Source organism: Chryseobacterium sp. JJR-5R (assembly GCF_034047335.1).
In the GTDB taxonomy this organism is placed as follows: domain Bacteria; phylum Bacteroidota; class Bacteroidia; order Flavobacteriales; family Weeksellaceae; genus Chryseobacterium.
Genome location: NZ_CP139137.1, coordinates 1,723,910 through 1,738,002, shown reverse-complemented (window position 1 = coordinate 1,738,002; position 14,093 = coordinate 1,723,910). Strand labels below are relative to the sequence as shown.

The 14,093-nt window shown below is 41.2% G+C and carries 11 protein-coding genes; 2 read left to right on the top strand and 9 right to left on the bottom strand.

The window, feature by feature from the left end:
* Positions 1 to 34: 34 nt before the first annotated feature.
* From SD427_RS07935 to tpx, 5 genes are all read right to left on the bottom strand, one after another.
* The gene (locus SD427_RS07935) at positions 35 to 2,518 is read right to left on the bottom strand and encodes a hypothetical protein (RefSeq protein WP_320560738.1); all 2,484 of its coding nucleotides are present in this window, start codon (positions 2,516 to 2,518) and stop codon (positions 35 to 37) included.
* 383 nt (positions 2,519 to 2,901) lie between these two features.
* Positions 2,902 to 3,312 (bottom strand): VOC family protein, encoded by a 411-nt coding sequence (locus SD427_RS07930; protein ID WP_320560737.1) that lies wholly within the window; start codon positions 3,310 to 3,312, stop codon positions 2,902 to 2,904.
* 541 nt (positions 3,313 to 3,853) lie between these two features.
* Positions 3,854 to 5,065: a DUF763 domain-containing protein gene (locus tag SD427_RS07925; protein WP_320560736.1), complete on the bottom strand. Its 1,212-nt coding sequence runs from the start codon at positions 5,063 to 5,065 to the stop codon at positions 3,854 to 3,856.
* Positions 5,066 to 5,149: 84 nt separating this feature from the next.
* Positions 5,150 to 6,655 carry a T9SS type A sorting domain-containing protein gene (locus SD427_RS07920; RefSeq protein WP_320560735.1) on the bottom strand — a complete coding sequence of 502 codons (1,506 nt, stop codon included), beginning with the start codon at positions 6,653 to 6,655 and terminating at the stop codon, positions 5,150 to 5,152.
* A gap of 165 nt (positions 6,656 to 6,820) precedes the next feature.
* On the bottom strand, positions 6,821 to 7,321 hold the full coding sequence (gene tpx, locus SD427_RS07915; protein ID WP_320560734.1) for a thiol peroxidase: 501 nt from the start codon (positions 7,319 to 7,321) through the stop codon (positions 6,821 to 6,823).
* A 168-nt stretch (positions 7,322 to 7,489) separates the two neighbouring features.
* Between tpx and SD427_RS07910 the strand changes: the two genes are divergently transcribed.
* Positions 7,490 to 9,709, top strand: coding sequence for an NADP-dependent isocitrate dehydrogenase (locus SD427_RS07910; RefSeq protein ID WP_320560733.1), 2,220 nt, complete (start codon positions 7,490 to 7,492; stop codon positions 9,707 to 9,709).
* Between the two features lie 96 nt (positions 9,710 to 9,805).
* On the opposite strand, the gene SD427_RS07905 is transcribed toward SD427_RS07910, so the two are convergent.
* The 4 genes from SD427_RS07905 to SD427_RS07890 all read right to left on the bottom strand — a co-directional run bounded on the left by SD427_RS07905 (position 9,806) and on the right by SD427_RS07890 (position 13,593).
* Positions 9,806 to 10,996, bottom strand: coding sequence for an MFS transporter (locus tag SD427_RS07905; RefSeq protein WP_320560732.1), 1,191 nt, complete (start codon positions 10,994 to 10,996; stop codon positions 9,806 to 9,808).
* A gap of 70 nt (positions 10,997 to 11,066) precedes the next feature.
* Positions 11,067 to 12,068, bottom strand: coding sequence for an aldo/keto reductase (locus SD427_RS07900; protein WP_320560731.1), 1,002 nt, complete (start codon positions 12,066 to 12,068; stop codon positions 11,067 to 11,069).
* Between the two features lie 88 nt (positions 12,069 to 12,156).
* Positions 12,157 to 13,056, bottom strand: a complete 900-nt coding sequence (locus SD427_RS07895) for a helix-turn-helix transcriptional regulator (protein ID WP_320560730.1) — start codon at positions 13,054 to 13,056, stop codon at positions 12,157 to 12,159.
* 111 nt (positions 13,057 to 13,167) lie between these two features.
* Positions 13,168 to 13,593 carry a hypothetical protein gene (locus tag SD427_RS07890; RefSeq protein ID WP_320560729.1) on the bottom strand — a complete coding sequence of 142 codons (426 nt, stop codon included), beginning with the start codon at positions 13,591 to 13,593 and terminating at the stop codon, positions 13,168 to 13,170.
* Positions 13,594 to 13,804: 211 nt separating this feature from the next.
* Here SD427_RS07890 and SD427_RS07885 point away from each other — a divergent pair, with 211 nt between their 5' ends.
* Positions 13,805 to 14,092: a GNAT family N-acetyltransferase gene (locus SD427_RS07885; RefSeq protein WP_320560728.1), complete on the top strand. Its 288-nt coding sequence runs from the start codon at positions 13,805 to 13,807 to the stop codon at positions 14,090 to 14,092.
* Position 14,093 lies beyond the last annotated feature (1 nt).

The following is a 14,093-nucleotide window of genomic DNA, read 5'->3' as shown; positions in this document are numbered from 1 at the left end:
ACCTGAAACAACTTATGATTGCGGGAAGGTTATATTAAATCAGGTATTTTTTCAGCCCTTCCATGATTCCCTGCCATAAGGTATTGAAAAAGCTTTTGTTCGGATCTCTCTCTTTGTCAACTTCAACATGGTTAGGCTCCCCTTTAGAATCATTTTTAACAAAAATATTGGCAATCGCACTCAGCAGCTTTCTCTCTTTACCCGTATTTTTATTCATGAAGTTCACATTCATATCACTGTACTTAAAGTAGAAATTACCCCCGATATTCTTGCTGTTCCCTTTATAATCGAATTTCAGATAATGGATTTTGCCGTCCAGGCTTACATTCAGGTAAGGCCTTACAAAAAGATTGGCATTTTCCACAGACAGGTCATTGATAATCCCGTTGATAGCATAAGCGTCGCTCTTATCGGCAACATCAAACTGCCAGTTTACCTTGGTATCCGCATCCCCGAAAAGTTTGAAATGGGAATCCACTTTGATCACGGTAGGCCTGCCTTTCATTTTTGCGCTGTTTACATTATAGATGGAAGCATCAAAATTTTCAAAAGTGATTTTTCCGGGAATCTGTGCTTTTTCAGCAACTTCTTCATAGGCAAGGCGTGAATTTTTAATATCGATCTGCCTGATAAATAAAGGGAATTTCACATCGCGGAGCTTTTTGCTGAACATATAACGGACTGCTACATCATCAGGAGGTGCCAGATCATGGAAAATGTTACAGTTTACCCCGTCAAAGACAATACGGTCAAGATCAATAGCGGTATTTTTCCCGAGAACCGAATTTTTGTCTGTAATGTTAATTGATTTTACCTTTATGGTATACAGATCTTTTTCTACCGCAATCATCCGGTTGAACTTCGCTCTGGAATATTTCGGAAGAAACCCGAAATTTGTAACCTGTGTTACTTTACCTGTGTTTTTTATCGCATCTACTTTCAACCGGTAAAATTTCCCCGCATCAATATCAATTTTATCTGCTGTGACGAGGCGGTTTTTAATATGGAAAGGAATGGACTCTTTGAGGATATTCTTATCTGTAGTAACTGAATTCAGTTTAACATTGAAATTTCCGACCTTTATTTTTTCAACTCCTTTCGATTTCTGTGAGAAAGTTCCGTTGATGATATTCACAGCTCCCAGATGTGCAAGAAAGTCCGAAGCGGCGGACTTGTTTTCAGCAGTGTTTTTCTTTTTTTGATCTGCTGCAATAATTTCAATATCCGGTCTGTATACATTAACCGTGGCAAGCTTCATCTGAAACTGCTGGCCGGCAAAACGGGATGTATTTTTAAGGATTTCAATTTTCTTTGTCTTAATGTTAAAGACATCTTTGGTCCTGCTTTTTCCAAGTGCACTGAACCGTACATCATCCAAAAAAATATCATCATTATCTGAAGAAATCTTTTTAATACTTACTGCCTGCAGAGGATCGGTCATAAAATAAATGTTCTCAAATTCAATATTATGTCCGGAAAACACAAACGGCACTTTTTGTTTTACCGTATTTTTATCAAAGACAATTTCATTTAAATTCAGGCGGAAATTATCTACCGATGCCGTTTTCACTTTATTTTTCTGCTGAACCAGAACAGAACCTTCGCGGATATCAAGGTTTTTGATTCCGATCTTTAAATTGACTTCCTTAGGGTTTTCTTTTACTGTTTTTTTATTGGTGGAGGTAACAATCAGTTGCGGCTTTGTAAACCGGGTATTTTCTATGATCAGGGAATCCTGGTCTATTATAAAATTTTCCGCCAAAAGTTCAGAGACTTTCAGATCAAAAACATTTTTCGCGTTGTAAAGCCCGGGGCTCTCGATCGGTTTCAGGTGAAATCCGCTGATGCTAAGCTGTTTGTTTTTAGCATCGATCTGCTTAGCTAAAATCTGGTAAAAATCATTTACGGTAACAACGACGTCATGAGCATCGATCTTAAAATTCCTGAAAGAGACAGGCAGCTTTGAATCATCTTTACTTTTGCGGATCTCCGTAAGGCTTACATTGACGTTTTTCCCGTTAAAAACATATTTCTGTTCTGCGTTTTTTACTGAAATATTTCCATTGGTAACAAGGATATTTTCAATTCCGAAATCTGTGTTCTTTTTTACCGTGTCTTTCTTTTTTTTCGGTTTGCCTAAAGAAACCTGGATATCAGGATCGATGAGTTTTATGTTTTTTACATGGTACGATTTGCTGAAAACAGCATTCCATATCCCGAAGTCTTCTACCTGCAGGCTTTTTACACTTCCTGTAATCCTGGTTACGGCGGGATCTTTAGTGGCTTTGGTCTGTATAGCTATCGAATGTGCAGAGATATTCCCTTTGTAAAGGTCAAGATCGAAACCTTTCAGGACAATCCTGTAAGGCGTTTTTTCATTGATCAGTTCCGGAAGCTTGTGTTTAAGGTAAATATTAAGCAGAAACGGAGAAACGAGCACCAATAAGATCAGGGCTCCTAAAATAATCAGTATTGTTTTTTTCCATCTTGCAGGTTTTTGTCTAATTTTCGTTTTCATGTAAGCAGCAGCTGATTATTTAAAAAGCAAACCAGCATGTTTTACATTATTCTCAAATCTTATTCCAAATCCATGTCAAAAATGATTTTAGCCTCAATTTAATTGTTTTCTTTGTATTTATAAAATCATTAAGGCTGTATAACAGAAGTCATTACTGCTTATTTGCCGGATTCTTTATTATTTCTGCAATTTAAACTGAGCTGATCCGCATCTCTCTCATTCATTCATCATCTATGAAGAATAGGCCTTTTCCAGTTCTGAATATTTGCTCCTTTATCATATTCTCCCCAGAAATTCCGTCAAAAATTATAAGAAACATAAAAGTGTACGTACGGAATTACAGAGATAAGCTCATTACTTATATGATTTGAGTGGTAAAAAAGCTAAAGCTGTGACGGTATCTGAGAAGCATCCGTAAAAGTTACATTCCAGCCGTGCCCATTGATATCCCAGAAGGAATTATGGTACATCCATCCGTAATCCTGCGGTTCTTCATGCTGGGTGGCACCGTTTGCAACAGCGGCATTTACTACCTGGTCAACTTCCTCTCGGCTGCTTAAACTGATCGCGATTAAAACCTGGGTGGTATCACCTTTCGGAACCGGCTTTTCAGAAAAGGTCTGGAAATATTCTTCGGTTATGAACATAACAAAGGAATTGTCATTCAGGATGATGCAGACTGCTCTTTCATCTGAGATCTGATTGTTCACAGAGAACCCAAGCTTCGTCCAGAATTCTTTTGTTTTCTGAATATCTTTTACCGGAAGGTTGACATATATCTGATTAATTTTCATTTTATTATTTTTAAGATTAATTTTTTATACTGAAACTCAATTTTATTTTTAAATCCATTACGCCTTTTGAGACTGCCTGATCTGAAAACAGCAGATCATTTTTTAATATAGATTTAAAAGGTGCTTAAATTTTTAACCAGATTATAAAGTGATAATAAAAACTCTGCTTGCCGTAAGCTAGGTTTTTTTCAGAATAAATATTTATTTGTTGTTGTTTTTTCTTTTCTAAAGATGCAGTCTCCTCTTTAGAGCTTTCGGTTTCATAAGCATGAAAGCTTTTGAAGCTCTTCGAACATAAAACCCGGAAAATCACAGCAACTTTCGAGTGTTTCATTGATTATCAATTCAATATCTTTCAAGGCTTTAAAAATAATAAAAATATCAAACCCGGGCACTTTTTATATTTGCATTTGTTATACGGCATATGGATATCGGATACAAAACATCAGAGTATTATCTTACCTTACTTCATTTCCAGTTATCTGTCCAGATGTTGGTAACCTGATTTATTTAATAATAGAAAACAATCTGGCAAGCCGTTTTAAAACAGGGAAAGCTGAATGGGTTTCGGAGGAGAAGGTTTCACGGCATCCCCGAAAACGGTTTTTCCGCCGAAGCGCCATGCGTTCTGTCTTTCCTCTTCAATAACCTGCTGAATATCGAAATCCGGAATGAAATCTTCCTCTGTTTTTACCACAATCTCGTGAAGTCTGTTTAAGGTCCGCAGCTTATCTGAGTTTCCGAGCTTTGATTTCTCAATTCCTTTTTTAATGATGCTGATGCTTTCATCATAGACTTTGGTGGGCACAGGGAAAGGATGGCCGTCTTTTCCTCCGTGGGCAAAGGAAAACCGCGCGGGATCTTTAAATCTTGACGGCGCACCGTGGATGACTTCACTGACCAGAGCCAGCGACTGTATGGTACGCGGGCCTACTCCTTCGAGCATGAGCAGGTCTTCAAAATTCTGCGGCTGCCGCTCCCTTGTCACATACAGAAGTGCACCGAGGCGTTTAAGGTCTACATCGGAAGCGTCTACATGATGGTGGTTCGGAAGGATCAGCCTGGAAAAATCACTCATGATTTCTGCAGAATCGGTGTGGGAAATTTCAAGGATCCCTTTCCGGTTTCCGGAAGCTTCCGCATCCGTAAGGTTGAGGATCCGGCCTCTTGAAATCCCGTTAATTCCCGTATGGGGCTCTTCTACAAAAGATTTTATGTTTCCGGAATGCCAGTGGTATCGCCTCGCCGTGCCGTCTGATTCATGCATCCCCTGCTGCACCACGCTCCAGTTTCCGTTGTCGGCCAGGATAAAATTGTGCAGGTAGAGCTGATACCCGTCCTGGATTGCCGTATTATCCACCTTTGCAGAAAGCTTGCTGGCTCTTACCAGCTCATTTCCGTTCAGTCCCGTTTTATCGGCAATCTGAATCAGTTCAGAAGGCGTTTCCCGGGAAAACTTCCCTTTTCCGCCACAGATATAAAGCCCCAGTGATTGTGAATTGGGATTGACTGAACGTTTTAAAGCACCCATTACGGAAGTGGTGATTCCGGAAGAGTGCCAGTCCATTCCCATGACCGCGCCAAAGCTCTGAAACCAGAAAGGATCGGCAAGCCTCCGGAGCACTTCGTCTTTTCCGTAATCCATCAGGATGACCTCAATAACGGAAAGCCCGAGAACGGACATCCGTTCGTACAGCCAAGGCGGTACTTTGCCATAGTGAAGAGGAAGGTCCGCGGTTCCGGATCGTTTCATAATTGCTGTTGTTATCAATTACACATACTCAATATACAAACAATATACAAAAAAAACATCCTTATTCAGGATGTTTTTTTGTTCTTAATTTTTTATGATTTTCTTTGTTGCCGTCTTATCCTTAGTTCTGATCCTGAGAACGTAATTTCCTTTAATAAGATCACGGACATCGATATTTTTTTGATTTTCACCGGATTTCAGCAATTGCCCTGATGAAGAATACAGCTCAAAATGCTCCAGGTTTTCATTGGAATACAGTATGTCTTTTACGGGATTCGGATACACCGAAAGTCTGTTTTTTTCAGACGGAGTATCTTTCACATCAAGATAGCCGGACACTAATCCGTTGAATCTTGAAAGAAAGATATTGGTGCCGCCGGCAGATCCGCATACCATGATTTTACCGTCACTTAGGATATCCATGTCGTTAATAACAGAAAGATTGCCGTACCCCTGCTGGGTTTTGCCGCCCGTTCCGAAAGTAGTATCCAGGTAGCCGTTGCTGGTAACCCTCATCAGACCTATGTCTGTATAAGAACCTGCAGTAACCGTTCCTGCCAGCATAATCCTGCCATCTGCCAGTATTTTCATAGCACGGGTGGTATCATCAGAAGATCCGATAGGAGCTGTGAAAATCCCGTCCCCGTTAAAGGAAGTGTCCAGTGATCCGTTGGCATTTAAGCGTACAAGGGCAAAATCATCTCTGCCGCTGAGAAAAGCTGTTCCTCCGATAAGGATTTTTCCACTGTCCAGAAATGCGATTTCAACAGGTTCGTCGTTATTGCTGGGAGCTATAATGACGATCTGTTTTCCGTCTCCGCTGAATGACGTATCCAGGGAACCGTCTGTATTATATTTTACAATTCCATAATCTGAAAAGTTATTGGATGATGCAGCACCATAGCTATAGCTTCCTACAGCGATTTTCCCATCGGTATTGATGGCAATACAGGTGGCGGAATCATTATTTCCTGCAATATCCGTTGTTAATTTACCGTCTCCGCTGAAAGTGGTATCCAGCGTTCCGTCCACATTAATCCTTGCTACTGCCACATCCCTGTTGGATCCTGTAAAGGATTGTCCTGCAACCAAAATCTTCCCGTCGGGCTGTATGGCAACTGCTTTTGCAATATCTTCGTTAGTACCGAATGCTATCGTTAATTTACCGGTACCATTGAATGAAGTATCAATTGTTCCGTTGGCATTCAGTCTCACCACCATAAAATCTTTCCTGTTGACGCTGTTGGTATCCTCCCAGTATCCTACGGCAACTATTTTTCCGTCGGGCTGTATTTTCATATCATACAGTACGGCCTGAAGACCGCCGAAATAAACAGTGGTATAACCGCCGGTACCGAAAGTGGTATCAAGCTGATTGGATGTTGAAAACCGATGGAATTTGAAAGCATTGCTGAACTCATAACTGCCTACTACCATTCTTTGGTTAGCATCAATCTCTATTTCTGTTCCATAGGATCCGCTGTTATAAATAAAAAATCCGGAATTTCCGTAAGATGCATCCAGTGTCCCTTCCTGAGAAAAAGCCAGGCTGGCAAACAATACTGAACAAAGAGTAAAAATCTGTTTCATGGTTTTTATTTTTGATGATGCAAAAATACTTCATTTATTAATGGTTTCAAATATATTCCGGAAAAATTATCAAATAAAACGGATGGGTACCACTACTGGTTTCCAAGCATAAAAAAAGCCCTGTGAAAAATAATCTTCACAGGGCTTTTTATGTTTTTATCGGAATTATTTCAGTGCCGCCAGAGCTGCCTCATAATCAGGCTCATCAGCAATTTCTGAAACCTGTTCGGTATAAACAATATTATTGTCTGCATCGGTAACGATCACTGCACGGCTCAATAAACCTTTCATCGGTGAATCTGAGATCGTCAGTCCATTATCGTCCCCGAAAGTTCCTCTGAAATCCGACAGGGTTTCCACATTTTCCAGCCCTTCGGCAGCACAGAACCTTCCCAAAGCAAAAGGCAGGTCTTTAGAAACATTAATCACCACAGTATTTTCGAGACCGGACGCTTCTGTATTGAATTTTCTTGCAGATTCCGCACAGGTAGGGGTATCAATGCTCGGGAAAATATTGTAAACTTTCTTCTTGCCGTCAAAATTTCCCAGGGTTTTTACATTCAATTTGGAATCTACCAGTGCAAAATCCCTTATGGCTGTTCCTACTGACGGTAACGTCCCTATCGTATGCACTTCGTTTCCTTTTAAAGTAATGGTTGTTGACATAATATTATTTTTAAATATTTCCCAAATTTAATCAAAACCAAAAGTTTTTTCCTTTAAATAAGGTTAAATAATTCTTAAAGTAGAAAATCTTGTTTAGGATTGATCTTAAAAAATTAATTTTTAACTAAATTTGTGAATCTAAAAAATCAAATAATAAATAACAGTATAATGTCAGACAAATCAAAAATCTATTACACCCTTACGGATGAGGCTCCCATGTTGGCGACACACTCGTTTTTACCGATTGTAAAAGCGTTTACCAAATCAGCAGATATTGAGATCGCAGTCCCGGATATTTCTTTGGCAGGAAGAATTTTAGCCAACTTCCCGGAGTTCCTGAATGATAACCAGAAAATAGGTGATGCTCTGGCGGAACTCGGCCAGCTGGCAACACAGCCTGATGCAAACATTATCAAACTGCCTAACATTTCCGCTTCCGCACCACAACTGGATGCTGCTATTGCCGAATTACAGTCTAAAGGCTTCGCCGTTCCGAATTATCCGGCAGAACCTAAAAGCGAAGAAGAAAAAGCAATCAAGGCCAAATATGCAAAAGTATTGGGAAGTGCCGTAAACCCGGTGTTAAGAGAAGGGAATTCTGACAGACGTGCTCCTAAAGCCGTTAAAAACTACGCAAAGACCAATCCGCACAGAATGGGTGACTGGGCATCTGACAGCAAAACGGATGTTGCCCATATGAATACAGGAGATTTCTACGGTACTGAAACATCAACAACTTTAGAAAATGCTACCCGGTTCAAAATTGTATTCAAGGGTAACGATGGTGTAGAAACCCTGTTAAAAGATTTCGCTAACCTTCAGGCCGGAGAAGTAATCGATTCTTCCGTAATGAACCTTAATGCTTTGAAATCATTTGTAGAGCAGGCGATCAGCGAAGCGAAGGATAAAAATGTTCTGCTTTCCGCCCACCTGAAAGCAACGATGATGAAAATCTCCGATCCTATTATTTTCGGGGCGATCGTTGAAACGTTCTTTAAGGAAGTATTTACAAAATATGCCGAGACATTCAAATCCCTGGATGTTAACCCGAACAACGGGCTTGCCGATCTTTTCGATAAAATCAAAGGAAATGAGCAGGAAGACAATATCAAAGGGGATATTGAAGCGGCTCTGGTCAACGGACCTAGAGTAGCCATGGTGAACTCCGATAAAGGGATTACCAATTTCCACGTTCCTTCCGACATTATTGTTGATGCTTCTATGGCAGCTTTGGTAAGAGGCGGCGGTAAGATGTGGAACAAAGACGGCAACGAGGAAGATACGGTTTGTATCATTCCGGACCGTTCTTATGCCGGTTTCTACCAGTCTGTTATTGACGATATGAAAGCACACGGAAAACTGGATCCTACCACGATGGGCTCTGTTCCGAATGTAGGCTTAATGGCACAGAAAGCTGAAGAATACGGCTCCCATGATAAAACATTCCAGGCTGCTGCCGACGGAATCATTGAAGTTCAGGATGAAGCCGGAAGCGTTCTTCTTTCCCAAAAAGTGGAAAAAGGAGATATCTTCAGAATGTGCCAGACAAAAGATGCCCCGATCCAGGACTGGGTAAAATTAGCGGTGAACAGATCCAGACTTTCTGATACACCTGCGATTTTCTGGTTGGATAAAGGAAGAGCCCACGACAGGGAAATGATCAAAAAAGTTGAAAAATATTTAGCTGATCACGACACCAACGGACTTGATATTCAGATTCTTGATGTGAAAGATGCCATGACGGAAACCCTGCAAAGAGCAAGAGAAGGAAAAGACACCATTTCTGTTTCAGGAAACGTACTGAGAGATTATTTAACCGACCTTTTCCCGATTCTTGAACTGGGGACTTCTGCAAAAATGCTTTCCATTGTTCCTTTGATGAACGGCGGCGGGTTATTTGAAACCGGAGCCGGAGGTTCTGCACCGAAACACGTAGAACAGTTTGTTGAGGAAGGTTATTTAAGATGGGATTCTCTGGGTGAATTCTTGGCACTCCAGGCTTCCCTGGAACACCTGGCCCAGACTCAGGACAATACAAAAGCACAGGTTTTGGCAGATGCACTAGATGAAGCAAACGCCAAATTCTTAGCTACCGATAAATCCCCTGCAAGAAAAGTGGGACAGATTGACAACAGAGGTTCCCACTTCTATTTAGCCATGTACTGGGCAGAAGCACTGGCCAATCAGACGGCAGACGCTCAACTGGCGGCTCAGTTCGCTCCGGTAGCCAAAGCCATGCAGGAAAACGAAGAGGTTATTAATTCAGAATTAATTGGTGCACAGGGCAAGCCACAGGATATTGACGGCTATTACAAAACCGACAAGTTTAAGACGTACCAGGCCATGAGACCAAGTACCGTGTTGAATGAAATCATTGACGGCATTTAATTTCATAACTGATAAAAATAAAGAAAGCTCCTTGTACAAGGAGCTTTCTTTATTTTCAATGTTGACAATCTGTTTAAAAAGTAGTCAGGGTTATCGTTAACCATGTGCTTTTCTCAATTTAATCATGCTTAAAACAAGCAGCCCTAAAATACCCAGCACAAAATACCCTTCTGCTACTTCCAGCTGAACCTGCGGCTTTATAACGGCTACAATGCCGTAGCTGATGGCTGAGGTGATGATGAAGGCAACCCCGCCTGTCAGCCCGCCTGCAATTCCGGCAGAATTCGGGAAACGGCCGATACAGTAGGAAAAATAATTGTTGAAAATAAATCCGGCCGTAATATGGATTAAAAAGGCAAAAGCCACCAGGCTGTAAATATTATTGGAAAAATAAGAAGCGGCAAACATGGCCACGATCAGTCCCAGCTGTACAAAATTGGCATACCGGATCTTAGGCAGGAATGCTCTGTTGATCAGTGCTTTCCCTAAAAACCCGCCGGTCATCCAGGCAAACCCGAGAATCAGCGAAACATACCCGGCCACCACTTCCGAATATCCCATTTTATGCTCGATAATAAATGACCCGCACAAATTGAAAAACATAATCATGGAATAGCTCAGTCCGCACATGATCATTCCGTAAAAGAAGTCTTTCGCCCTGAACATGGAATTGTATTCTTTCAGTAAAAATTCAAAATGAAAAGGATTCCTTTTTTTCAGTGTTTCCCCCGAAAAGACAAACTCCAGTATGAACAGCAGCAGGCTATATCCGGCCAGCACATAAAAATTCGACTGCCATCCGAAAATTTTCTGCAGATAACCGCCGATAAACGGAGCAATAATTGGCCCTACCGACCAGACAATCGTCATAATGCTGAGGTAATGCTTCCGCTCTTCCCCATCATAGACATCCACGAAAAAAGCACGCTTCGATACCACGGCAAATCCCGACAGCATTCCCTGCAGGACCCGCATGGCGTAAATCACAAAAATATTCTGGGTAGTTGCGGTAATCATAAATGAAACCACGAACAGCGCAAGTGAAATCATGGAAATTTTATACCGCCCGAATGAATCAACAATGCTCCCGGCAAAAAACTGGGCTAGCCCGTAACTGATTAGAAATATGGATAAGGTAAGCTGGATATTGCTTTCCGGCTGATGCAGCTCAATGGCCATACTCGGCATGGAAGGCAGATAGATATCGGTTGCCAGCCCTGACATCGGGATTACGGCAAATGCCAGAACGGTGGCAATAAATTTATTTTTTTCTTTAAGTGTAACCATTGCTGTTTCTAATCTTTTATCATAAAGTCCGGGTTTCCGATAAATCTCAGAATCCCGGACCATTTCATCTTTAGTTATTTACCAGTTTCATAGAACCTTCACTGTATCTTTCCCCGGTATCCGGATATTTTTTCAGGATGGCATCAATGGTTTCCAGGTCTGATGCAGAAAGTTCAATATTTATGGCTTCAATATTTTCTTCGAGGTATTTAATCCGTTTGGTCCCCGGGATCGGGATAATATCTTCGCCCTGGTTCAGGACCCAGGCCAGTGCCAGCTGCGTTCCCTTTACCCCTTTTGATGCTGCAAAGGCATTGATCGCTCCGGCCAGGTTTCTGTTATTCTCCAGGTATTTTTCCTGATAACGCGGCAGCGATTTCCTGAAATCCTCATTACCGAAATGCTGAACTTCGGTGATATTGGAAAACAGTCCTCTTGCCAGCGGCGAATAAGGGACCAGAGTAATGCCAAGCTCCCGGATTATAGGTAAGATTCCTCCTTCAACATCACGTGTCAAAAGTGAATATTCCGACTGTAAAGCAGTAATCGGATGGACGGCATGTGCTTTCCTGATCGATTCTGCGGACGCTTCCGAAAGTCCCAGGTATTTTACTTTTCCTGCTTTTACCAGTTCAGCCATTGCGCCTACTGTTTCTTCAACCGGGATGCCCGGGTCTACCCTATGGGCATAATACAGGTCGATTTCATCAACTTTTAACCGCTGAAGACTCAGGTCAACCGCCTTCCGGATCCACTCCGGCGAGCCGTCAAAGTATGTTCCCGGGGCACCGCTGTGGCCTGCCTGGCCGTCTTTAAACCTGAATCCGAACTTGGTTGCAATGAAAATTTTGTCGCGGTTCGGTACCAGTACTTTCGAGATCAGCTTTTCATTTTCCCCATTGGCATACATATCTGCCGTATCCAGGAAGTTGACACCCAGATCCAGTGCTTTATGAAGGGTCTGTATGCTTTCCTGTTCGTCTGCAGGTCCATAAGCAAAGCTCATTCCCATACATCCCAGACCGATGGAAGACAATTCTTTTCCTGTGTTTCCTAATTTTCTGAATTTCATAAGTTCTTGTGATTTTAAATTAACGAGACAAAATTATAACAGAAACGATAGGGTTTCAATATAGAAATCAAACAAAGAATTATAAAAATCAAACAGCTGCTGTTCTTACGGCATTCGGTGTCATCCCTGTCTGCTTTTTAAAATAATTGGTGAAATAGGCAGGCTCTTCAAAACCCAGTCCGTATGCAATTTCAGAGATATTCCAGTCCGTATGCCTCAGCAGTGCATGGGCTTCATGGATAATCCTTGATGTAATCTGCTGCGTGGTGGTTTTTCCGGTGATTTCCTTAACGGAGCGGTTGAGTGAATTGACGTGGATTGAGAGGCTCTCTGCATAATCCATCGGGGTTTTCAGTCTCAGGTAACGCTCCGGGCTGTCAATCGGGAACTGCCTTTCCAGCAATTCCATAAACAGGGCCGCCACCCGTTGTGAAGCATTCTGATACGGTTCAAAATTATCTGCAGGATGCATCTTCATCGTTTCGTGGATCAGCAGGTGGAGATAGGCCCGGAGCACATCATATTTGTGCAGGTAATCCGACTGGATTTCGGCCATCATCTTATGAAAAAGGTTACTTACCGTTTCCTGCTGCCGCTCATCAACAAAGAAAACCGGTGTGCTGCCTACTTTGAAAAGCCCTGAATCATGAAGGGTTCCGAAGCGGTTACCGTTGTGCAGGAACTGATCGGTAAAAAGGCAGAAGAAGCCTTTCTGGTCTTCATTCTCCGCTTCCCATGAATAAGGCACTACGGGATTTGAAAACAGCAGGACGGGACGGTTGACATAAATCCATTTATCCGCATAATGAAGCGTTCCTTTGCCTATGATCAAAGAAATTTTATAGTAATCTCTTCTGCTGTAAGGGGTAATGAATGAACAGTGATCGCGGGAAAATACATTGAAATGCCCTATCCCGGGAGTTTTTACGCAACCGAACTGGTCTGCATTACGTTCATAAAAGCCCTTTATCGTTTCTCTGGATTCCATGATTCAAAATTATAAAAATCAAACAATCCCACCTCGTTAATTATCAAAAAAAATTGACTGCTCCGGAGAACAGCCAATTGATCCAGTATTAAATATATTTAATCAACGCTTTTAATGGTTCTTCTTTCCATGGTGCTTAGGCTGATGGGCCTTTGCTTTTTTATTCATGTGCTTATACCGTTTATCGTTATTTTTATTCCTGTTGTAAACGGCTACAGGATTCTGGCCTTTATAGTATTTGTTTTTAAACTTTGCATATTTATCCTTTCCCATAATCCTTTCAAGTTCTACATATCGGTCATTTCTCCACCGGTCAGGATTATTGACATATACCCTGTTCCAGGAATCATAATCCCGGTAACGGTCATTTAAAGCATAGACCTGGTCTGCCTGGGTAGTTGATAATACAAGATCAGAAATCACACTTTGCCAGTTGACATCCGTAACACTTCTTCTGTAATCATTGTAATTATCTGACTGTGCATAATTTAATCCGAATGTGCCCATAAACACAGCGGTTAATAATAACTTTTTCATTTTCCACTTTTTAATTGAATACGATATGATTTTCAAATAAAATGCCAGATCGGTTTTTTAAATCCATAAGGTTTGTTAAATATTTATAAATTTTAATTCGTAATCCGATTGAATATATATTAAGTCCATTTAATTGCATTTATTTTCATTTTAAATCCCTAATTTTAATACTGTGATTTATTGAGCATATCAACCTATAGATATCAGTATTATGGAAAATATAAGATTTCAAGTCTCCCCCCATCAGGATGAACTTCAACTATTGATTGATGAAAAAAAACCGGGATATATGTCGGTAAAGATTGACGGCAGGGTTTTGATTGTGTATTACACCAAGATCGATCAAGCATATGAAGGTAAAGGTTATGCAAAAACGCTTTTGGACGAATTGGTAAGATACGCTGAAGAGAATGATTTACTGATTGATCCGGAATGCGAATTTGTAAGGCAGCAGTTTGAAAACCATCCGGAAAGATATAAAGAGATCTGGCACGCTTAAA